Origin of the sequence: Escherichia sp. E4742 (assembly GCF_005843885.1) — a bacterium.
Classification (GTDB): domain Bacteria; phylum Pseudomonadota; class Gammaproteobacteria; order Enterobacterales; family Enterobacteriaceae; genus Escherichia.
Genome location: NZ_CP040443.1, coordinates 3,355,176 through 3,371,737, shown reverse-complemented (window position 1 = coordinate 3,371,737; position 16,562 = coordinate 3,355,176). Strand labels below are relative to the sequence as shown.

Sequence of the window (16,562 nt, the reverse complement as noted above, 5' to 3'; positions counted from 1 at the left end):
AAGGCGTTCACGCCGCATCCGGCAGGCGTGCACAGATGCCTGATGCGACGCTGACGCGTCTTATCATGCCTACGGCCTGCGGGCGAAATGTAGGCCGGATAAGGCGTTTACGCCGCATCCGGCAGGCGTGCGCAGATGCCTGATGCGACGCTGACGCGTCTTATCATGCCTACGGCCTGCGGGCGAAATGTAGGCCGGATAAGGCGTTTACGCCGCATCCGGCAGGCGTGCGCAGACGCCTGATGCGACGCTGACGCGTCTTATCATGCCTACGGCCTGCGGGCGAAATGTAGGCCGGATAAGGCGTTCACGCCGCATCCGGCAGTCGTGCACAGATGCCTGATGCGACGCTTGCGCGTCTTATCATGCCTGGGATGGGCATACAAAATGCACGTTCTCGGCAGTCATCATTATTTGTTGTTGCGCAGATCCAGCGCCACATCGACAATCATATCCTCCTGGCCGCCAACCATCCGGCGTTTGCCCAGCTCAACGAGAATATCCACCGCGCTTAAGCCATAACGCGCCGCCGCCGTTTCACAGTGACGCAGGAAGCTGGAGTAAACGCCAGCGTATCCCAGCGCCAGCGTTTCGCGATCGACTCGTACCGGACGATCCTGCAACGGACGCACCAGGTCGTCAGCGGCATCCATTAACGCATAAAGATCGGTCCCATGCTGCCAGCCCAGTTTATCCGCGGCGGCAATAAACACTTCCAGCGGCGCGTTACCTGCGCCCGCGCCCATTCCCGCGAGACTGGCGTCGATTCGGTCACAGCCCTCTTCCACTGCTGCAATAGAGTTCGCCACGCCAAGACTCAAGTTATGGTGAGCGTGCATGCCGGTTTGCGTTTCTGGTTTCAGCACTGCTTTCAGGGCGCGGAAACGGTCGCGGATATCGCTCATGTTCATCGCACCGCCAGAATCCACCACATAAATACAGGTCGCACCGTAGCCTTCCATCAGCTTTGCCTGCTTCGCGAGATTTTCCGGCGTGGTCATATGGCTCATCATCAGAAAACCAACGGTGTCCATTCCGAGCTCGCGGGCATACTGAATATGCTGGGCGGAAACATCAGCTTCGGTACAGTGCGTTGCCACACGAACCACACGCGCGCCAGCCTGCCAGGCATTTTTCAGATCGTGAATAGTGCCGATTCCTGGCAGCAACAACGTCGCGATTTTGGCGTGCTTCACCACATCCGCCGCCGCTTCAATCCATTCAAGGTCGCTATGTGCGCCGAAACCATAGTTAAAGCTGGAACCCTGCAAACCGTCGCCGTGGGCCACTTCAATCGAATCCACACGAGCATCATCCAGTGCTTTGGCAATCTGGCGAACATTTTCCAGCGAATACTGATGACGAATGGCGTGCATACCGTCACGCAACGTGACGTCCGAGATATAAAGTTTTTTACCGTTCATGCCGCTTCTCCTGCCTTGCGCGCCAGTGACTGGGCCATTTTTTCCGCTGTCGCCAGCGCACTGGAAGTCATAATGTCGAGGTTGCCCGCATAGGCAGGCAGATAATGCGCTGCGCCTTCGACTTCCAGCCAGACCGCCGTTTTCAGCCCGGAGAACTGCCCCACGCCCGGCAAATTAACCGGTTTATCCTGCGGGATGACTTCAAACTGCACGCGCTGTTTCAGGCGATATCCCGGTACGTAAGCCTGCACCGCCTCAGCCATTTCATTGATTGAGGCTTCGATATCATCTTGTGAAGCTTCGTCGCTCAATACATACACCGTGTCACGCATCATCAACGGTGGCTCTGCTGGGTTAAGCACGATAATTGCCTTCCCTTTTGCCGCGCCGCCCACCACTTCAATGGCGCGCGAAGTGGTTTCCGTAAATTCATCGATATTGGCACGCGTGCCAGGTCCGGCAGATTTACTGGCGATAGAAGCGATAATTTCGGCGTAATGAACACGCGCCACGCGTGAAACTGCCGCCACCATTGGAATGGTGGCCTGGCCGCCGCAGGTGACCATGTTGACGTTCAGTTGTTCGACATTCGCATCAAGGTTAACCACCGGAACGCAGTAAGGGCCGATGGCAGCAGGCGTCAGGTCGATTAAGCGAATATCCGGTTTCGCTTCGCGCAAAGCGGCATCGTTTTTCACATGCGCGCCCGCGCTGGTCGCATCAAACACAATATCGATATCAGCAAATTCAGGCATGTTCATCAGTCCGATTACCCCTTCATGGGTGGTGGCGACGCCCATGCGTCTGGCACGCGCCAGCCCGTCGGACTGTGGGTCAATGCCGACCATCACCGCCATCTCCAGATGCTGACCGTGACGCAAAATTTTAATCATCAGATCGGTGCCAATATTGCCAGAACCGATAATGGCGACTTTACGCTTACTCATGACTGACTTCCTTTTGTAGCTGCGTTTGAAAATGTCGCAGCAACTGAACCTATGCCTTCAATATGGGCTTCAAAACAATCGCCCGCATTCACCGCCACCATCGGACCTAATGCCCCGGTAAGAATGATATCTCCGGCGCGCAGCGGTTGACCCAGACTGGCCATTTTGCGTGCCAGCCAGACAGCGGCATTAAGCGGATGTCCCAGGCATTCGCTGCCGCGCCCGCTGGAAACCTCTTCGTTATTACACGTCATCTTCATGGCGCAGTTTTTCAGATCTAACCCCGCCAGACGTTGCGCCGGACCGCCGATGACATACACCCCGCAGGAAGCGTTATCTGCCACGGTATCGACAAACTGAATCGACCAGTCGCGGATGCGGCTACCCACCACTTCCAGCGCCGGAAGTACCCATTCAATGGCGTTATACAGTTCGTTAAACGTGGTATCGGTCGCGGGCAAATCGCGGTTCAAAACCAGTGCGATTTCCGCTTCAATGCGCGGTTGCAAGACGCGGGAAAAAGGAATGGTTTCATTATCGCCATAACACATATCGGCAAATAACGTCCCAAAATCCGGTTGATCAACGCCCAGTTGTTGTTGCACTTTCGGATGCGTCAGTCCCACTTTGCGCCCCACCACTCGCCGTCCCTGAGCGACGTCATGTTGCACATTGATGCGCTGAATGGCGTAGGCGGCTTTCGCGTTTTCAATACCAATCAGATCGCGTAGCGGCGCAATCGCTTCGCCCTGCTCTGCGGCGCGGCGTAAATCCGCCGCCAGTTGCTCAAGAGTATGCTTCGTCATGACCATTCCTTAAGGGCGCGCGAGGAAATTCAGCACCAGTTGATTGAAAGCGTCGGCATGTTCCCACTGCGCCCAGTGACCACAGTCGCGGAAGATATGCAGTTCAGAACCGGCAATGCCGGACAGCAGACGCAGACCCGCATCCATCGGCACAAAGCGGTCGTTGCGCCCCCAGACAATCAGGGTTTGCGCTTTGATTTCCGCCAGACGTGGGCCAAAATCCGGGAACTGTTTCGGATTAACTTCCAGGCTCTTAACGAAGTTTTCCAGGTGATCGCGGCGCGACAGCATATTATTCAGGCGCGCTTCAAACAGGGCGTCGGTCAAATCGCTGGTATCAAAAACGAAGATATCCATCATCAGCTTCAGGTTTTCGATAGTAGGCTGACGATAAAGCTGATTCAGTCGCTTAATACCTTCGGTTGGCATCGGCGTAAACAAACTCATGCCGCCCGTACCGCCGCCCATCAGCACCAGTTTGCCGACGCGCTCCGGCCAATTAAGAGTGAACGCCACAGAACTGTGGCCGCCCATGGAGTTGCCCAGCAGGTGGATTTTGGCGATATCCAGTTGATCCACCACGCTTTTCAGGATGCGTGCATTAAGATCCGATCGCGAACCACTATTAACGATCGAATCGCTCTTACCCCAGCCCGGACAATCCAACAGGATCACCCGATAGCCCGCCTCTACCAGCGGATCGATATTGCGGCTGAAGTTCGCCCAGCCAGTAGCACCCGGGCCGGAACCGTGCAGCAGGACAACGGTTTCGTCGCCTTGTCCGCAGTCATTAAAATGGATGCGCAGCGTTTTACCCGCTTCTTCTACATTCAGAAAACGGCTGGTGGCGGCTTCGGTTTGTGGCTGATAACTCATCATCTTCTCCTGCATATTCAGTTCTCTGTTCTGGCGCTTAACGAGCCAAATCCGGCAATCCACTCCGGGATTGGGCGGTAATAACGCCCTTCGCTACGCCAGTTGCCAAACGCAGAAATAGCGGCAAAAGCGGCGACCCAGGTTTTGATTTCATGTGTCGACTTTCCGGCAATGGCGGAAAGCTCTTCGTTACTGACGGCATCCAGTTCCTGTATGCGTCCCTGCTCCAGCAAAGTCATGAACTGGTTATCCCAAATCGGGTTGAGCGGATGCAGAGTTCTCTGATCCTCAACAAACTTCTCCGCGGCGCTGATCACCCGTTGCTGACGCAATTCACGCTCACTGGCGGGTAAATCTTTCCCGCTCCCCAACAAACGGTCGCGCATATGGGCATCGGCTTTCGCCAGTTCTGGCACCGGCGGCTGATGGGAAAGCCCACCGGACCCAAGGAACAGCACGCGTTTATTGAGAGTGCTGGTGAAACGTCCAATGGCTTCACCCAACATGCGGGTACGCTGGAAACCAGGCAAAGGCGTGGCGACGCCGTTGATGAAAACAGGCAGAACTGGCACCTTATCCAGCCCACCGAGCAGGAACTCCAGCGGCTGGGCGAACCCGTGGTCCACCTGCATACAGTAAGAAACGGCAAGATCGATCCCACTCTTCATGACGGCATGCGCACAGGCCTCCGCCAGCTCCACAGGCACGGGAAGCTCTCCTGCCGCACTGCCGAAATCACCAATTGCCGTCGCCCCAACGCCTAAACAGAACGGCGGCATCACGTCATAGAAAAAACCGTTGTAGTGATCTGGCGCAAACAGCACCACCAGTTCAGGGGAGAAAGCCGCAATACGCTCGCGGGCGCTGGCAATCACGCCATTGACCTCATCGAGTACCTCTTGCGCCGGGTCGACATACCCCACCAGCGGCGAGTGGGAAAGACAGTGAAGATAAGCGTGCATATCAGGCTACCTTTTCGACAGAAACGTCGGCATCAGGGCGGGTCAGCGTCATCACCGACGCCAGTTTATTCAGCGTATTGCCCAGAGTTTGCGGAATGGCGGTGGCGGCAACAAAGCGATCCGGGCGCATCACCACCAGCGAAGCATTGTGTTGCGCAAACCAGCTACGCAGGCGACCTTGCGTATCGCCCACGCGTAGCACGCCGTCATGGTTATCCTGCGCAGTATGAATTTGCACTTCCGGCACCACCTGAATGAAGCGTGTGCCCAACGCGCGCCACTGCTGGATTTGCTCGTCGCTCATCCCCCACAGTGGATTGCATCCCCAGCCAATTACCGCGAAGTTCGCGCCGATCGCGTTATCGAGCAGCGTCACGTCGCCGTTTTCCAGCGTGACTTTCGGCTGAATAAACATCTTGCCGACCGGAGAGTGCTTCGTTTCACCCTCACGCACCAGCGCACCGCCGTAATATTGCGGCATCGGCTTGAAGCGCATTTCGAGGAAGTAGCGTTTTACTGGCGGCAGATAATTCAGTAGCCAGGAAACGCCGTCACGTAACGTACCCTGCCAGCGTTTCGGCGGAGCCAGCACGTTGCCCGCCATCACGGACAGGTCAATCATCGCTTTGGCGTGATCGCGACGTTCTTGTTGATAGGTATCTAGCAGCGCATCACTGGCTTTCCCCTGGATAACCAACGCCAGTTTCCAGGCGAGGTTAAAGGCGTCGCGCATACCGCTGTTATAGCCCTGCCCCTGCCACACCGGCATGATGTGCGCGGCATCGCCCGCCAGCAGTACGCGATCAATACGAAAACGTTGCGCCAGTCGCGCGTTGTGGGTGTAGACACGCTGGCGAATCAATTCAACGTTGTCCGGATTAGGCAGCACTTTGCTTAACAGCTTGCGCATATTTTGCGGCTCACGCAGCTGTTCCTCGGTTTCTCCCGGCATCACCATAAATTCAAAGCGACGTACCGCATGAGGCAGCGCGGCAGAAACATATGGGCGCACCGGATCGCAACACAAATAGATATGCGGCGTACTTAACGGATCGTTGGCGATATCTACCACAATCCACTGATTTGGCGCGGTTTTACCTTCAAACGGCACATTCAGGGTGCGACGGACAAAACTTGCCCCACCATCACAGGCCACCAACCACTGGGCTTTGACAGTTTCCCGCTGCCCTTCTGCCGTTTTCAGGTGCAAGGTCACTTCGTCATCTTGCTGGCTGAAGGCCTCCAGCTCACGGGAAAACAAGCAGCGCACATTGGGAAAACGCGACAACCCTTCCAGCATCACCGCATCGACCTGCGGCTGAATAAAGGCGTTACGGCGCGGCCAGCCAAATTCATCGGTCATTGGCTGAATATCAGCAAAACAGCGGCCTTTCGGGGTGAGAAAACGCATCGCGTGCCACGGCGTAGTATGCGGCAGAACATTATCGACCAGGCCGACCGACTGCATGGTGCGCAGCGCCTCGTCATCAATACCAATCGCACGCGGGTAGTCGATCAACTTATCGAGTTTCTCCACCACCAGCACGTCAATGCCCATCTGGCCGAGATAGCTCGCCATCATCAGCCCGACCGGACCGGCACCAGCGATCGCCACCTGAACGTTATGGTTAACAGCAGGCTGGATGTCAGGGTGTTGTATTGCCATTTCAGTACCTCACGACTCGGACAAAATGCCGTTGCGCGCACAGTACAGCGCAACTTATTTTGTTAAAAACATGTAAATGATTTTTTATTGTTCGCTCAGTATAGGAAGGGTGTTTTCGGCTACAATCAAAACATGCCCGAATGTGCACTAGGTGCACAACGTTGTTTTAACTATAGAAATGTCAATTAATATGCAGAACGATGAGCAGACGGAATACAAAACCGTGCGCGGATTAACCCGCGGTCTAATGTTATTAAATATGTTAAATAAACTTGACGGCGGTGCCAGCGTCGGGCTGCTGGCGGAACTCAGCGGTCTGCATCGCACCACTGTGCGGCGACTGCTGGAGACGTTACTGGAAGAGGGATATGTTCGACGCAGTACCTCCGATGACAGTTTTCGTCTGACCATCAAAGTGCGGCAATTAAGCGAAGGGTTTCGTGACGAACAGTGGATTTCTGCACTGGCGGCCCCGCTGCTGGGCGATCTGTTGCGCGAAGTGGTATGGCCGACAGATGTGTCCACGCTGGATGTTGATGCAATGGTGGTACGCGAAACCACTCACCGTTTCAGTCGATTATCCTTTCACCGGGCAATGGTCGGGCGGCGTTTACCGCTCCTGAAAACCGCCTCGGGCCTGACCTGGTTGGCCTTTTGTCCGGAAAAAGAACGCCAGGCGTTAATCGAAATGTTAGCCACCCGCCCCGGTGATGACTATCAACTGGCACGGGAACCGTTAAAGCTGGAAGCCATTCTGGCGCGCGCGCGCAAAGAGGGTTACGGACAGAACTACCGCGGCTGGGATCAAGAAGAAAAGATCGCCTCCATTGCCGTACCGCTGTGCAGTGAACAACGGGTGATTGGCTGCCTGAATCTGGTGTATATGGCCAGTGCGATGACCATCGAACAGGCGGCAGAAAAACATCTTCCGGCGCTGCAACGGGTAGCAAAACAGATTGAAGAAGGGGTTGAATCGCAGGCTATTCTGGTGGCCGGACGGCGAAGTGGCGTGCATTTGCGTTAACGCCGCCGAATGGCGAAAAACCTTCCGTGGTATGGCATGATAGCACTCGGAAGAAAGTGAATTCAGGGTGGTGAATGTGAAACCAGTAACGCTATACGATGTCGCAGAGTATGCCGGAGTCTCTTATCAGACCGTTTCTCGCGTGGTGAATCAGGCCAGCCACGTTTCTGCGAAAACGCGGGAAAAAGTGGAAGCGGCAATGGCGGAGCTGAATTACATTCCCAACCGCGTGGCACAACAACTGGCGGGCAAACAGTCGTTGCTGATTGGCGTTGCCACCTCCAGCCTGGCCCTGCACGCACCGTCACAAATTGTCGCGGCGATTAAATCCCGCGCCGACCAACTGGGTGCCAGCGTGGTGGTGTCGATGGTAGAACGAAGCGGCGTCGATGCCTGTAAAGCGGCGGTACACAATCTTCTCGCGCAACGTGTCAGCGGTCTGATCATCAACTATCCGCTGGATGAACAAGATGCCATTGCTGTGGAAGCCGCCTGTGGTAACGTGCCAGCGTTATTCCTTGATGTCTCCGACCAGGCCCCCATCAACAGTATTATTTTTTCCCATGAAGACGGTACGCGGCTTGGCGTGGAGCATTTGGTCGAATTAGGTCACCAGCAAATCGCCCTGTTAGCGGGCCCATTAAGTTCTGTCTCGGCGCGTCTGCGTCTGGCGGGCTGGCACAAATATCTCAAACACAATCAAATTCAGCCGATAGCAGAACTGGAAGGCGACTGGAGCGCCATGTCCGGTTTTCAACAAACCATGCAGATGCTGAATGAGGGGATCATTCCCACCGCGATGCTGGTTGCCAACGATCAGATGGCGTTGGGCGCAATGCGCGCCATTACCGAGTTCGGGCTGCGCGTCGGCGCGGATATCTCGGTAGTGGGATACGATGATACCGAAGACAGCTCATGTTATATCCCGCCGTTAACCACCATCAAACAGGATTTTCGTCTGCTGGGGAAAACCAGCGTAGACCGCTTGCTGCAACTTTCTCAGGGGCAGGCGGTGAAGGGAAATCAGCTACTGCCCGTCTCACTGGTGACACGAAAAACCACCCTGCCACCCAATACGCAAACCGCCTCTCCCCGCGCACTGGCGGATTCATTAATGCAGCTGGCAAGGCAAATTTCCCGTCTGGAAAGCGGACAGTGAGCGCAACGCAATTAATGTGAGTCAGCTCACTCATTAGGCCCCCAAGGCTTTACACTCTATGCGTCAGGCTCGTATGTTGTGTGAAATTGTGAGCGGATAACAATTTCACACAGGATACAGCTATGACCATGATTACGGATTCACTGGCCGTCGTATTACAACGTCGTGACTGGGAAAACCCTGGCGTTACCCAACTCAACCGCCTTGCGGCGCATCCCCCCTTTTCCAGCTGGCGCAATGGTGAAGAAGCCCGCGAAAATCGCCCTTCCCGCCAGTTGCGCAGTCTGAATGGCGAATGGCAATTTGCCTGGTTTCCGGCACCAGAAGCGGTGCCGGAAAGCTGGCTGGAGTGCGATCTTCCTGATGCCGATTGCGTATCAGTGCCATCAAACTGGCAGATGCACGGTTACGACGCGCCCATCTACACCAACGTGACCTATCCCATTGTGGTCAATCCGCCATTTGTTCCCGCAGAAAATCCGACAGGCTGTTACTCGCTCACATTTAATGTTGATGAAAGCTGGCTACAGGAAGGCCAGACGCGAATTATTTTTGATGGCGTTAACTCGGCGTTTCATCTGTGGTGCAACGGACGCTGGGTCGGTTACGGCCAGGACAGTCGTTTGCCGTCTGAATTTGACCTGAGCGCCTTTTTACACGCCGGAGAAAACCGCCTCGCCGTTATGGTGTTGCGCTGGAGTGACGGTAGCTATCTTGAAGATCAGGATATGTGGCGAATGAGCGGTATTTTCCGTGACGTCTCGTTGCTGCACAAACCGACCACACAAATCAGCGATTTCCATGTTGCCACTCACTTTAATGATGATTTCAGCCGCGCTGTACTGGAGGCTGAAGTTCAGATGTGCGGCGAGTTGCGTGACTACCTACGGATAACAGTTTCTTTATGGCAGGGTGAAACGCAGGTCGCCAGCGGCACCGCGCCTTTCGGCGGTGAAATTATCGATGAGCGTGGTGGTTATGCCGATCGCGTCACGCTACGTCTGAACGTCGAAAACCCGGAGCTGTGGAGCGCCGAAATCCCGAATCTCTATCGTGCGGTGGTTGAACTGCACACCGCCGACGGCACGCTGATTGAAGCAGAAGCCTGCGATGTCGGTTTCCGCGAGGTGCGGATTGAAAATGGCCTGCTGCTGCTGAACGGCAAGCCGTTGCTGATTCGCGGCGTTAACCGTCACGAGCATCATCCTCTGCATGGTCAGGTGATGGATGAGCAGACGATGGTGCAGGATATCCTGCTGATGAAGCAGAACAACTTTAACGCCGTGCGCTGTTCGCATTATCCGAACCATCCGCTGTGGTACACGCTGTGCGACCGCTACGGCCTGTATGTGGTGGATGAAGCTAATATTGAAACCCACGGCATGGTGCCAATGAATCGTCTGACCGATGATCCGCACTGGCTACCCGCGATGAGCGAACGCGTAACGCGAATGGTGCAGCGCGATCGTAATCACCCGAGTGTGATCATCTGGTCGCTGGGGAATGAATCAGGCCACGGCGCTAATCACGACGCACTCTATCGCTGGATTAAATCTGTCGATCCTTCCCGCCCGGTGCAGTATGAAGGCGGCGGAGCCGACACCTCCGCAACCGATATTATTTGCCCGATGTACGCGCGCGTGGATGAAGACCAGCCCTTCCCGGCTGTGCCGAAATGGTCCATCAAAAAATGGCTTTCGCTGCCTGGAGAAACACGCCCGCTGATCCTTTGCGAATACGCCCACGCGATGGGTAACAGTCTTGGCGGCTTTGCCAAATACTGGCAGGCGTTTCGTCAGTACCCCCGTTTACAGGGCGGCTTCGTCTGGGACTGGGTGGATCAGTCGCTGATTAAATATGATGAAAACGGTAATCCGTGGTCGGCTTACGGCGGTGATTTTGGCGATACGCCAAACGATCGCCAGTTCTGCATGAACGGTCTGGTCTTTGCCGACCGCACGCCGCATCCGGCGCTGACAGAAGCAAAACACCAGCAGCAGTTTTTCCAGTTCCGTTTATCCGGGCGAACCATCGAAGTGACCAGCGAATACCTGTTCCGTCATAGCGATAACGAGCTCCTGCACTGGACGGTGGCGCTGGATGGCAAGCCGCTGGCAAGCGGTGAAGTGCCTCTGGATGTCGCTCCACAAGGTAAACAGTTGATTGAATTACCTGAGCTGCCACAGCCGGAGAGCGCCGGGCAACTCTGGCTAACGGTTCACGTAGTGCAACCGAACGCGACCGCATGGTCAGAAGCCGGACACATCAGCGCCTGGCAACAATGGCGACTGGCGGAAAACCTTAGTGTGACGCCCCTCTCCGCGCCCCACTCCACCCCGCAACTGACCACCAGCGAAACGGATTTTTGTATCGCGCTGGGTAATAAGCGTTGGCAATTTAACCGCCAGTCAGGCCTTCTTTCACAGATGTGGATTGGCGATGAAAAACAACTACTGACGCCGCTGCGCGATCAGTTCACCCGTGCGCCGCTGGATAACGACATTGGCGTGAGTGAAGCGACCCGCATTGACCCGAACGCCTGGGTAGAACGCTGGAAAGCGGCGGGCCATTACCAGGCCGAAGCGGCGTTGTTGCAGTGCTCGGCAGATAAACTTGCCGACGCGGTGCTGATTACGACTGCCCACGCCTGGCAGCATCAGGGGAAAACCTTATTTATCAGCCGGAAAACCTACCGTATTGATGGAGACGGTGAAATGGTCATCAGTGTGGATGTTGAAGTGGCAAGCGATACGCCGCATCCGGCGCGGATTGGCCTGACCTGCCAACTGGCACAGGTTGCTGAACGGGTTAACTGGCTGGGGCTGGGACCGCAAGAAAACTATCCCGACCGCCTTACTGCGGCCTGTTTTGACCGCTGGGATCTGCCATTGTCAGAAATGTATACGCCGTACGTCTTCCCGAGCGAGAACGGTCTGCGCTGTGGGACGCGCGAATTGAATTATGGCTCACACCAGTGGCGCGGCGACTTCCAGTTCAACATCAGTCGCTACAGCCAACAACAACTGATGGAAACCAGCCATCGCCATCTGCTGCACGCGGAAGAAGGCAGCTGGCTGAATATCGACGGTTTCCATATGGGGATTGGTGGCGACGACTCCTGGAGCCCGTCCGTTTCGGCAGAATACCAACTGAGCGCAGGGCGCTACCATTACCAGTTGGTCTGGCGTCAAAAATAATAATAACCGGGCAGGCCATGTCTGCCCGTATTTCGCGTAAGGAAATCCATTATGTTCTATCTAAAAAACACAAACTTTTGGATGTTCGGCTTATTCTTTTTCTTTTACTTTTTTATCATGGGAGCCTATTTCCCGTTTTTCCCGATTTGGCTACATGACATCAACCATATCAGCAAAAGTGATACGGGTATTATTTTCGCTGCGATTTCCCTGTTCTCTCTGTTATTCCAACCGCTGTTTGGCTTGCTTTCTGACAAACTTGGACTGCGCAAATATCTGCTATGGATTATTACCGGCATGTTAGTAATGTTTGCGCCATTCTTTATTTTTATCTTTGGCCCGTTGTTACAATACAATATTTTAGTAGGTTCAGTTGTTGGTGGTATTTATCTTGGTTTTTGTTTTAACGCCGGCGCGCCAGCAGTAGAAGCATTTATCGAGAAGGTCAGCCGACGCAGTAATTTCGAATTTGGTCGCGCGCGGATGTTTGGCTGCGTTGGCTGGGCGCTGTGTGCCTCGATTGTCGGCATCATGTTCACCATCAATAACCAGTTTGTTTTCTGGCTGGGTTCTGGCTGTGCACTCATCCTCGCCGTTTTGCTCTTTTTCGCCAAAACGGATGCCCCTTCTTCCGCCACGGTTGCCAATGCCGTAGGTGCCAACCATTCGGCATTTAGCCTTAAGCTGGCGCTGGAATTGTTCAGACAGCCAAAACTGTGGTTTTTGTCACTGTATGTTATTGGCGTTTCCTGCACCTACGATGTTTTTGACCAACAGTTTGCTAATTTCTTTACTTCGTTCTTTGCCACCGGTGAACAGGGTACGCGGGTATTTGGCTATGTCACAACAATGGGCGAATTACTTAACGCCTCGATTATGTTCTTTGCGCCGCTGATTATTAATCGCATCGGTGGGAAAAACGCCCTGCTGCTAGCTGGCACCATTATGTCAGTACGTATTATTGGCTCATCGTTCGCCACCTCGGCGCTGGAAGTGGTTATTCTGAAAACGCTGCATATGTTTGAAGTACCGTTCCTGCTGGTGGGCTGCTTTAAATATATTACCAGCCAGTTTGAAGTGCGTTTTTCAGCGACGATTTATCTGGTCTGTTTCTGCTTCTTTAAGCAACTGGCGATGATTTTTATGTCTGTTCTGGCGGGCAATATGTATGAAAGCATCGGTTTCCAGGGCGCTTATCTGGTGCTGGGTCTGGTGGCACTGGGCTTCACCTTGATTTCCGTGTTCACACTTAGCGGCCCCGGTCCGCTTTCTCTGCTGCGTCGCCAGGTGAATGAAGTCGCTTAAGCAATTAATGTCGGATGCGGCGCAAGCGCCTTATCCGACCAACATATCAGGACGGAATGATCGAAATGAACATGCGAATGACCGAAAGAATAAAAGCAGGCAAGCTATTTACCGATATGTGCGAAGGCTTACCTGAAAAAAGACTTCGTGGGAAAACGTTAATGTATGAGTTTAATCACTCGCATCCATCAGAAGTTGAAAAAAGGGAAAGCCTGCTTAAAGAAATGTTTGCCACGGTAGGGGAAAACGCCTGGGTAGAACCACCTGTCTATTTCTCTTACGGTTCCAACATCCATATAGGCCGCAATTTTTACGCAAATTTCAATTTAACCATTGTCGATGACTACACGGTAACAATCGGTGATAACGTACTGATTGCACCCAATGTTACTCTTTCCGTTACGGGACACCCTGTACACCATGAATTGAGAAAAAACGGAGAGATGTACTCTTTTCCGATAACGATTGGCAATAATGTCTGGATCGGTAGCCATGTGGTCATTAATCCAGGCGTCACCATCGGGGATAATTCTGTTATTGGCGCAGGTAGTGTCGTCACAAAAGACATTCCACCAAACGTCGTGGCTGCTGGCGTTCCTTGTCGGGTTATTCGCGAAATAAACGACCGGGATAAGCAATATTATTTCAAAGATTACAAAGTTGAATCGTCAGTTTAAATTATAAAAATTGCCTGATGCGCTCCGCTTATCAGGCCTACAAGTTCAGTGATCTACATTGGCCGCATCCGGCATGAGCAAAGCGCAGGAACAAGCGTCGCATCATGCCTCTTTGACCCACAGCTGCGGAAAATGTGCTGGTGCAAAACGCAGGGTTATGATCATCAGCCCAACGACGCACAGCGCATGAAACGCCCAGTCCATCAGGTAATTGCCGCTGATACTACGCAGCACGCCAGAAAACCACGGGGCAAGCCCGGCGATGATAAAACCGATCCCCTGCATAAACGCCACCAGCTTGCCAGCAATACCCGGTTGCGCAGAGTGATCGAGCGCCAGCAGCAAACAGAGCGGAAATGCGCCGCCCAAACCTAACCCACACACCATCGCCCACAATACCGGCAATTGCAGCGGCAACCAGATAAAGCCGCAGAAACCAACCAGTTGTAACGCCAGTGCCAGCATCAAAAGTTTGCGCCGATCCTGATGGCGAGCCATAGCAGGCATCAGCAATGCTCCTGCGGCTTGCCCAAGCGTCATCAATGCCAGCAAGGAACCGCTGTACTGAGCGCTGGCACCAATCTCAATATAGAAAGCGGGTAACCAGGCAATCAGGCTGGCGTAACCACCGTTAATCAGACCGAAGTAAACACCCAGCGTCCACGCGCGGGGAGTGAATACCACGCGAACCGGAGTGGTTGTTGTCTTGTGGGAAGAGGCGACCTCGCGGGCGCTTTGCCACCACCAGGCAAAGAGCGCAGCAACGGCAGGCAGCGCCCACCAGGCGAGAGTCTGGAACCAAATCTCGCTATGTTGAACTAACCAGGGCGTCATGGCGGCGCCAAGTCCACCACCGCCCATCAGAGCCGCAGACCACAGCCCCATCACCAGTGGCGTACGCTGCTGAAACCGCCGTTTAATCACCGAAGGCATCACCGTCTGAATGATGCCGATCCCCACCCCACCAAGCAGTGCGCTGCTAAGCAGCAGCACACTTTGGGGGTAAAGCTCACGCATCAATGCACCGACGGCAATCAGCAACAAACTGATGGCGACGCTGCGACGTTCGCTGATATGCTGATGAAGCCAGCTTCCGGCCAGCGCCAGCCCGCCCATGGTGACCACCGGCAGAGCGGTCAACAGGGCAGCCACACTAAAGCTCATTCCGCTTGCCTGGCGCAATTGCGGTAGCAGTGGCCCGACGGAGGTGAGCAGTGGTCGCATATTAAGACCAATCAGCACCAAAACCAGCAATATCGTGAACGTCTTTTGATGGTCGCGCATGGCTGTCAGAACGGTTTGGTCGGCAGATATTTACCATCTAAGGTGATGACCGCACGTTCGCCACCTTCCGGGTCCGCCACTTTCTTAACGTCGAGTTTGAAGTTAATCGCGCTGATAATGCCATCGCCAAACTTCTCATGAACCAACGCTTTCAGAGTGGTGCCGTACACCTGCAACATTTCGTAGAAACGGTACATTGTTGGGTCGGTTGGAACACGGTCATCAATGCAGCCACGCAGTGGAATCATCTGCAACAGTAGAATGGCGTCTTCGTCGAGATCCAGCTTCGCCCCGACCTGGCGGGCGGCGTCAGCAGGAAGCGCCTGCTGACCCAGCAAAGCAGCGGTCACGAAGGCTTCTGCCAGACCGGTGCCGTCGGCAATCTCGGCAAATGAGAGATCTTTTTTAGCTTTGCTGAGCAAAATGGCATCGGCAAGATCAAGACGAATATTGCGGTTAATTTGCGACTGAATCATGGTAAATCTCCTGATGGTTTAAAAATAAGGTTAAGCTGCAGCTTGCTGGCGTAGCGGTATGGCACAAACGCCGGGATTGGTTGCCAGTGGCACAAACTGGCGGGTTGCGCCGTCAAAAGCTGCAATGCTGCCGCTTTCAATGTCGTAGACCCAGCCGTGCAGGGCGATCCGCCCCTCTTCGAGCGCCAGGCGCACCGATGGATGAGTTTGCAAATTAGCCAACTGAGCAATGACGTTTTCACGTACCATCGCCGCAGCTTTTGACGGTAAATCGAGATGCGGGCGCGCCTCATTAACGACTCGGGCTGAATCGGCATAACGCAGCCAGTGGGAGACGGCAGGCATATGGTCCATGCACTGACAGCTGGCAATAGCGGTCATTGCGCCACAGTTGGAATGACCGCAAATCACAATGTCAGATACCCGAAGCGCGGCGACGGCGTACTCCACCGAAGCGGAAACGCCACCGGGTTCCGGCCCGTAGGAAGGGACGATATTGCCCGCGTTGCGAATAACGAACAGATCGCCAGGCTCACGTTGCGTCACCAGCTCAGGGACCAGACGGCTGTCGGAGCAGGAGATAAAAAGTGTGCGCGGGCTTTGCTGTGTCGCCAGCTGTTTAAACAAGGCTTCCCGCTCAGGAAATGCCTCGCGCTGGAATTTAAGGAATCCATCAATAATCTCTTTCACCGTTAACCTCTGTCTGTCTCTGGAATGAGAGGCAGACTACTCGCCGATTGTCATAAGGTAAAAGACTCA

Annotated in this window: 14 protein-coding genes; 5 read left to right on the top strand and 9 right to left on the bottom strand. The window is 54.3% G+C overall.

From position 1 onward, the window contains the following. Nucleotides 1-410 precede the first annotated feature (410 nt). The 6 genes from mhpE to FEM44_RS16310 are packed head-to-tail and all read right to left on the bottom strand — an operon-like array spanning nucleotide 411 to nucleotide 6,681. Complete coding sequence (mhpE, locus tag FEM44_RS16335; RefSeq protein ID WP_001013507.1) at nucleotides 411-1,424, bottom strand: 4-hydroxy-2-oxovalerate aldolase; 1,014 nt, start codon at nucleotides 1,422-1,424, stop codon at nucleotides 411-413. Further along, complete coding sequence (mhpF, locus tag FEM44_RS16330; RefSeq protein WP_000044308.1) at nucleotides 1,421-2,371, bottom strand: acetaldehyde dehydrogenase; 951 nt, start codon at nucleotides 2,369-2,371, stop codon at nucleotides 1,421-1,423. Before mhpF ends, mhpE begins: the two co-directional genes overlap by 4 nt. Then, nucleotides 2,368-3,177 (bottom strand): 2-keto-4-pentenoate hydratase, encoded by an 810-nt coding sequence (mhpD, locus tag FEM44_RS16325; protein ID WP_135523184.1) that lies wholly within the window; start codon nucleotides 3,175-3,177, stop codon nucleotides 2,368-2,370. The genes mhpF and mhpD overlap by 4 nt, the downstream gene beginning before the upstream one ends. Before the next feature lie 9 nt (nucleotides 3,178-3,186). After that, nucleotides 3,187-4,053, bottom strand: coding sequence for a 2-hydroxy-6-oxonona-2,4-dienedioate hydrolase (mhpC, locus tag FEM44_RS16320; RefSeq protein ID WP_121851533.1), 867 nt, complete (start codon nucleotides 4,051-4,053; stop codon nucleotides 3,187-3,189). A 17-nt stretch (nucleotides 4,054-4,070) separates the two neighbouring features. Continuing rightward, a complete protein-coding gene (gene mhpB / locus FEM44_RS16315) occupies nucleotides 4,071-5,015 on the bottom strand; it encodes a 2,3-dihydroxyphenylpropionate/2,3-dihydroxicinnamic acid 1,2-dioxygenase (RefSeq protein ID WP_000543457.1) in 945 nt (314 codons plus the stop codon). Between the two features lies 1 nt (nucleotide 5,016). Beyond that, complete coding sequence (locus FEM44_RS16310; RefSeq protein ID WP_135523185.1) at nucleotides 5,017-6,681, bottom strand: bifunctional 3-(3-hydroxy-phenyl)propionate/3-hydroxycinnamic acid hydroxylase; 1,665 nt, start codon at nucleotides 6,679-6,681, stop codon at nucleotides 5,017-5,019. A 190-nt stretch (nucleotides 6,682-6,871) separates the two neighbouring features. Between FEM44_RS16310 and FEM44_RS16305 the strand changes: the two genes are divergently transcribed. From FEM44_RS16305 to lacA, 5 genes are all read left to right on the top strand, one after another. After that, entirely contained in the window at nucleotides 6,872-7,705 is an 834-nt protein-coding gene (locus FEM44_RS16305; RefSeq protein WP_217496770.1) for a DNA-binding transcriptional regulator, read from the top strand. Nucleotides 7,706-7,781: 76 nt separating this feature from the next. After that, complete coding sequence (gene lacI, locus FEM44_RS16300; protein WP_135523187.1) at nucleotides 7,782-8,864, top strand: DNA-binding transcriptional repressor LacI; 1,083 nt, start codon at nucleotides 7,782-7,784, stop codon at nucleotides 8,862-8,864. A 122-nt stretch (nucleotides 8,865-8,986) separates the two neighbouring features. After that, nucleotides 8,987-12,061 (top strand): beta-galactosidase, encoded by a 3,075-nt coding sequence (gene lacZ, locus FEM44_RS16295; protein ID WP_135523188.1) that lies wholly within the window; start codon nucleotides 8,987-8,989, stop codon nucleotides 12,059-12,061. 51 nt (nucleotides 12,062-12,112) lie between these two features. After that, nucleotides 12,113-13,366: a lactose permease gene (gene lacY, locus FEM44_RS16290; RefSeq protein ID WP_135518687.1), complete on the top strand. Its 1,254-nt coding sequence runs from the start codon at nucleotides 12,113-12,115 to the stop codon at nucleotides 13,364-13,366. 65 nt (nucleotides 13,367-13,431) lie between these two features. Next, nucleotides 13,432-14,043 (top strand): galactoside O-acetyltransferase, encoded by a 612-nt coding sequence (lacA, locus tag FEM44_RS16285; protein WP_135523191.1) that lies wholly within the window; start codon nucleotides 13,432-13,434, stop codon nucleotides 14,041-14,043. Nucleotides 14,044-14,145: 102 nt separating this feature from the next. Here lacA and cynX read toward each other — a convergent pair whose 3' ends face one another. Genes cynX through cynT form a run of 3 tightly spaced genes read right to left on the bottom strand, consistent with a single transcriptional unit; the run spans nucleotide 14,146 to nucleotide 16,493 of the window. Further along, the gene (gene cynX / locus FEM44_RS16280; RefSeq protein WP_138159095.1) at nucleotides 14,146-15,327 is read right to left on the bottom strand and encodes a cyanate transporter CynX; all 1,182 of its coding nucleotides are present in this window, start codon (nucleotides 15,325-15,327) and stop codon (nucleotides 14,146-14,148) included. A 5-nt stretch (nucleotides 15,328-15,332) separates the two neighbouring features. Next, complete coding sequence (gene cynS, locus FEM44_RS16275; protein WP_135523189.1) at nucleotides 15,333-15,803, bottom strand: cyanase; 471 nt, start codon at nucleotides 15,801-15,803, stop codon at nucleotides 15,333-15,335. A 30-nt stretch (nucleotides 15,804-15,833) separates the two neighbouring features. Next, a complete protein-coding gene (gene cynT, locus FEM44_RS16270) occupies nucleotides 15,834-16,493 on the bottom strand; it encodes a carbonic anhydrase CynT (RefSeq protein ID WP_135523190.1) in 660 nt (219 codons plus the stop codon). Nucleotides 16,494-16,562 lie beyond the last annotated feature (69 nt).

Bases quoted from the DNA above. Each gene is read 5' to 3' on its own strand.
- FEM44_RS16305 (WP_217496770.1), top strand. From the start codon at position 6,872: ATGCAGAACGATGAGCAGACGGAATACAAAACCGTGCGCGGATTAACC.
- mhpF (WP_000044308.1), bottom strand. From the start codon at position 2,371: ATGAGTAAGCGTAAAGTCGCCATTATCGGTTCTGGCAATATTGGCACC.
- mhpD (WP_135523184.1), bottom strand. From the start codon at position 3,177: ATGACGAAGCATACTCTTGAGCAACTGGCGGCGGATTTACGCCGCGCC.
- cynS (WP_135523189.1), bottom strand. From the start codon at position 15,803: ATGATTCAGTCGCAAATTAACCGCAATATTCGTCTTGATCTTGCCGAT.
- mhpE (WP_001013507.1), bottom strand. From the start codon at position 1,424: ATGAACGGTAAAAAACTTTATATCTCGGACGTCACGTTGCGTGACGGT.
- mhpB (WP_000543457.1), bottom strand. From the start codon at position 5,015: ATGCACGCTTATCTTCACTGTCTTTCCCACTCGCCGCTGGTGGGGTAT.
- cynX (WP_138159095.1), bottom strand. From the start codon at position 15,327: ATGCGCGACCATCAAAAGACGTTCACGATATTGCTGGTTTTGGTGCTG.
- FEM44_RS16310 (WP_135523185.1), bottom strand. From the start codon at position 6,681: ATGGCAATACAACACCCTGACATCCAGCCTGCTGTTAACCATAACGTT.
- lacY (WP_135518687.1), top strand. From the start codon at position 12,113: ATGTTCTATCTAAAAAACACAAACTTTTGGATGTTCGGCTTATTCTTT.
- lacA (WP_135523191.1), top strand. From the start codon at position 13,432: ATGAACATGCGAATGACCGAAAGAATAAAAGCAGGCAAGCTATTTACC.
- mhpC (WP_121851533.1), bottom strand. From the start codon at position 4,053: ATGAGTTATCAGCCACAAACCGAAGCCGCCACCAGCCGTTTTCTGAAT.
- lacZ (WP_135523188.1), top strand. From the start codon at position 8,987: ATGACCATGATTACGGATTCACTGGCCGTCGTATTACAACGTCGTGAC.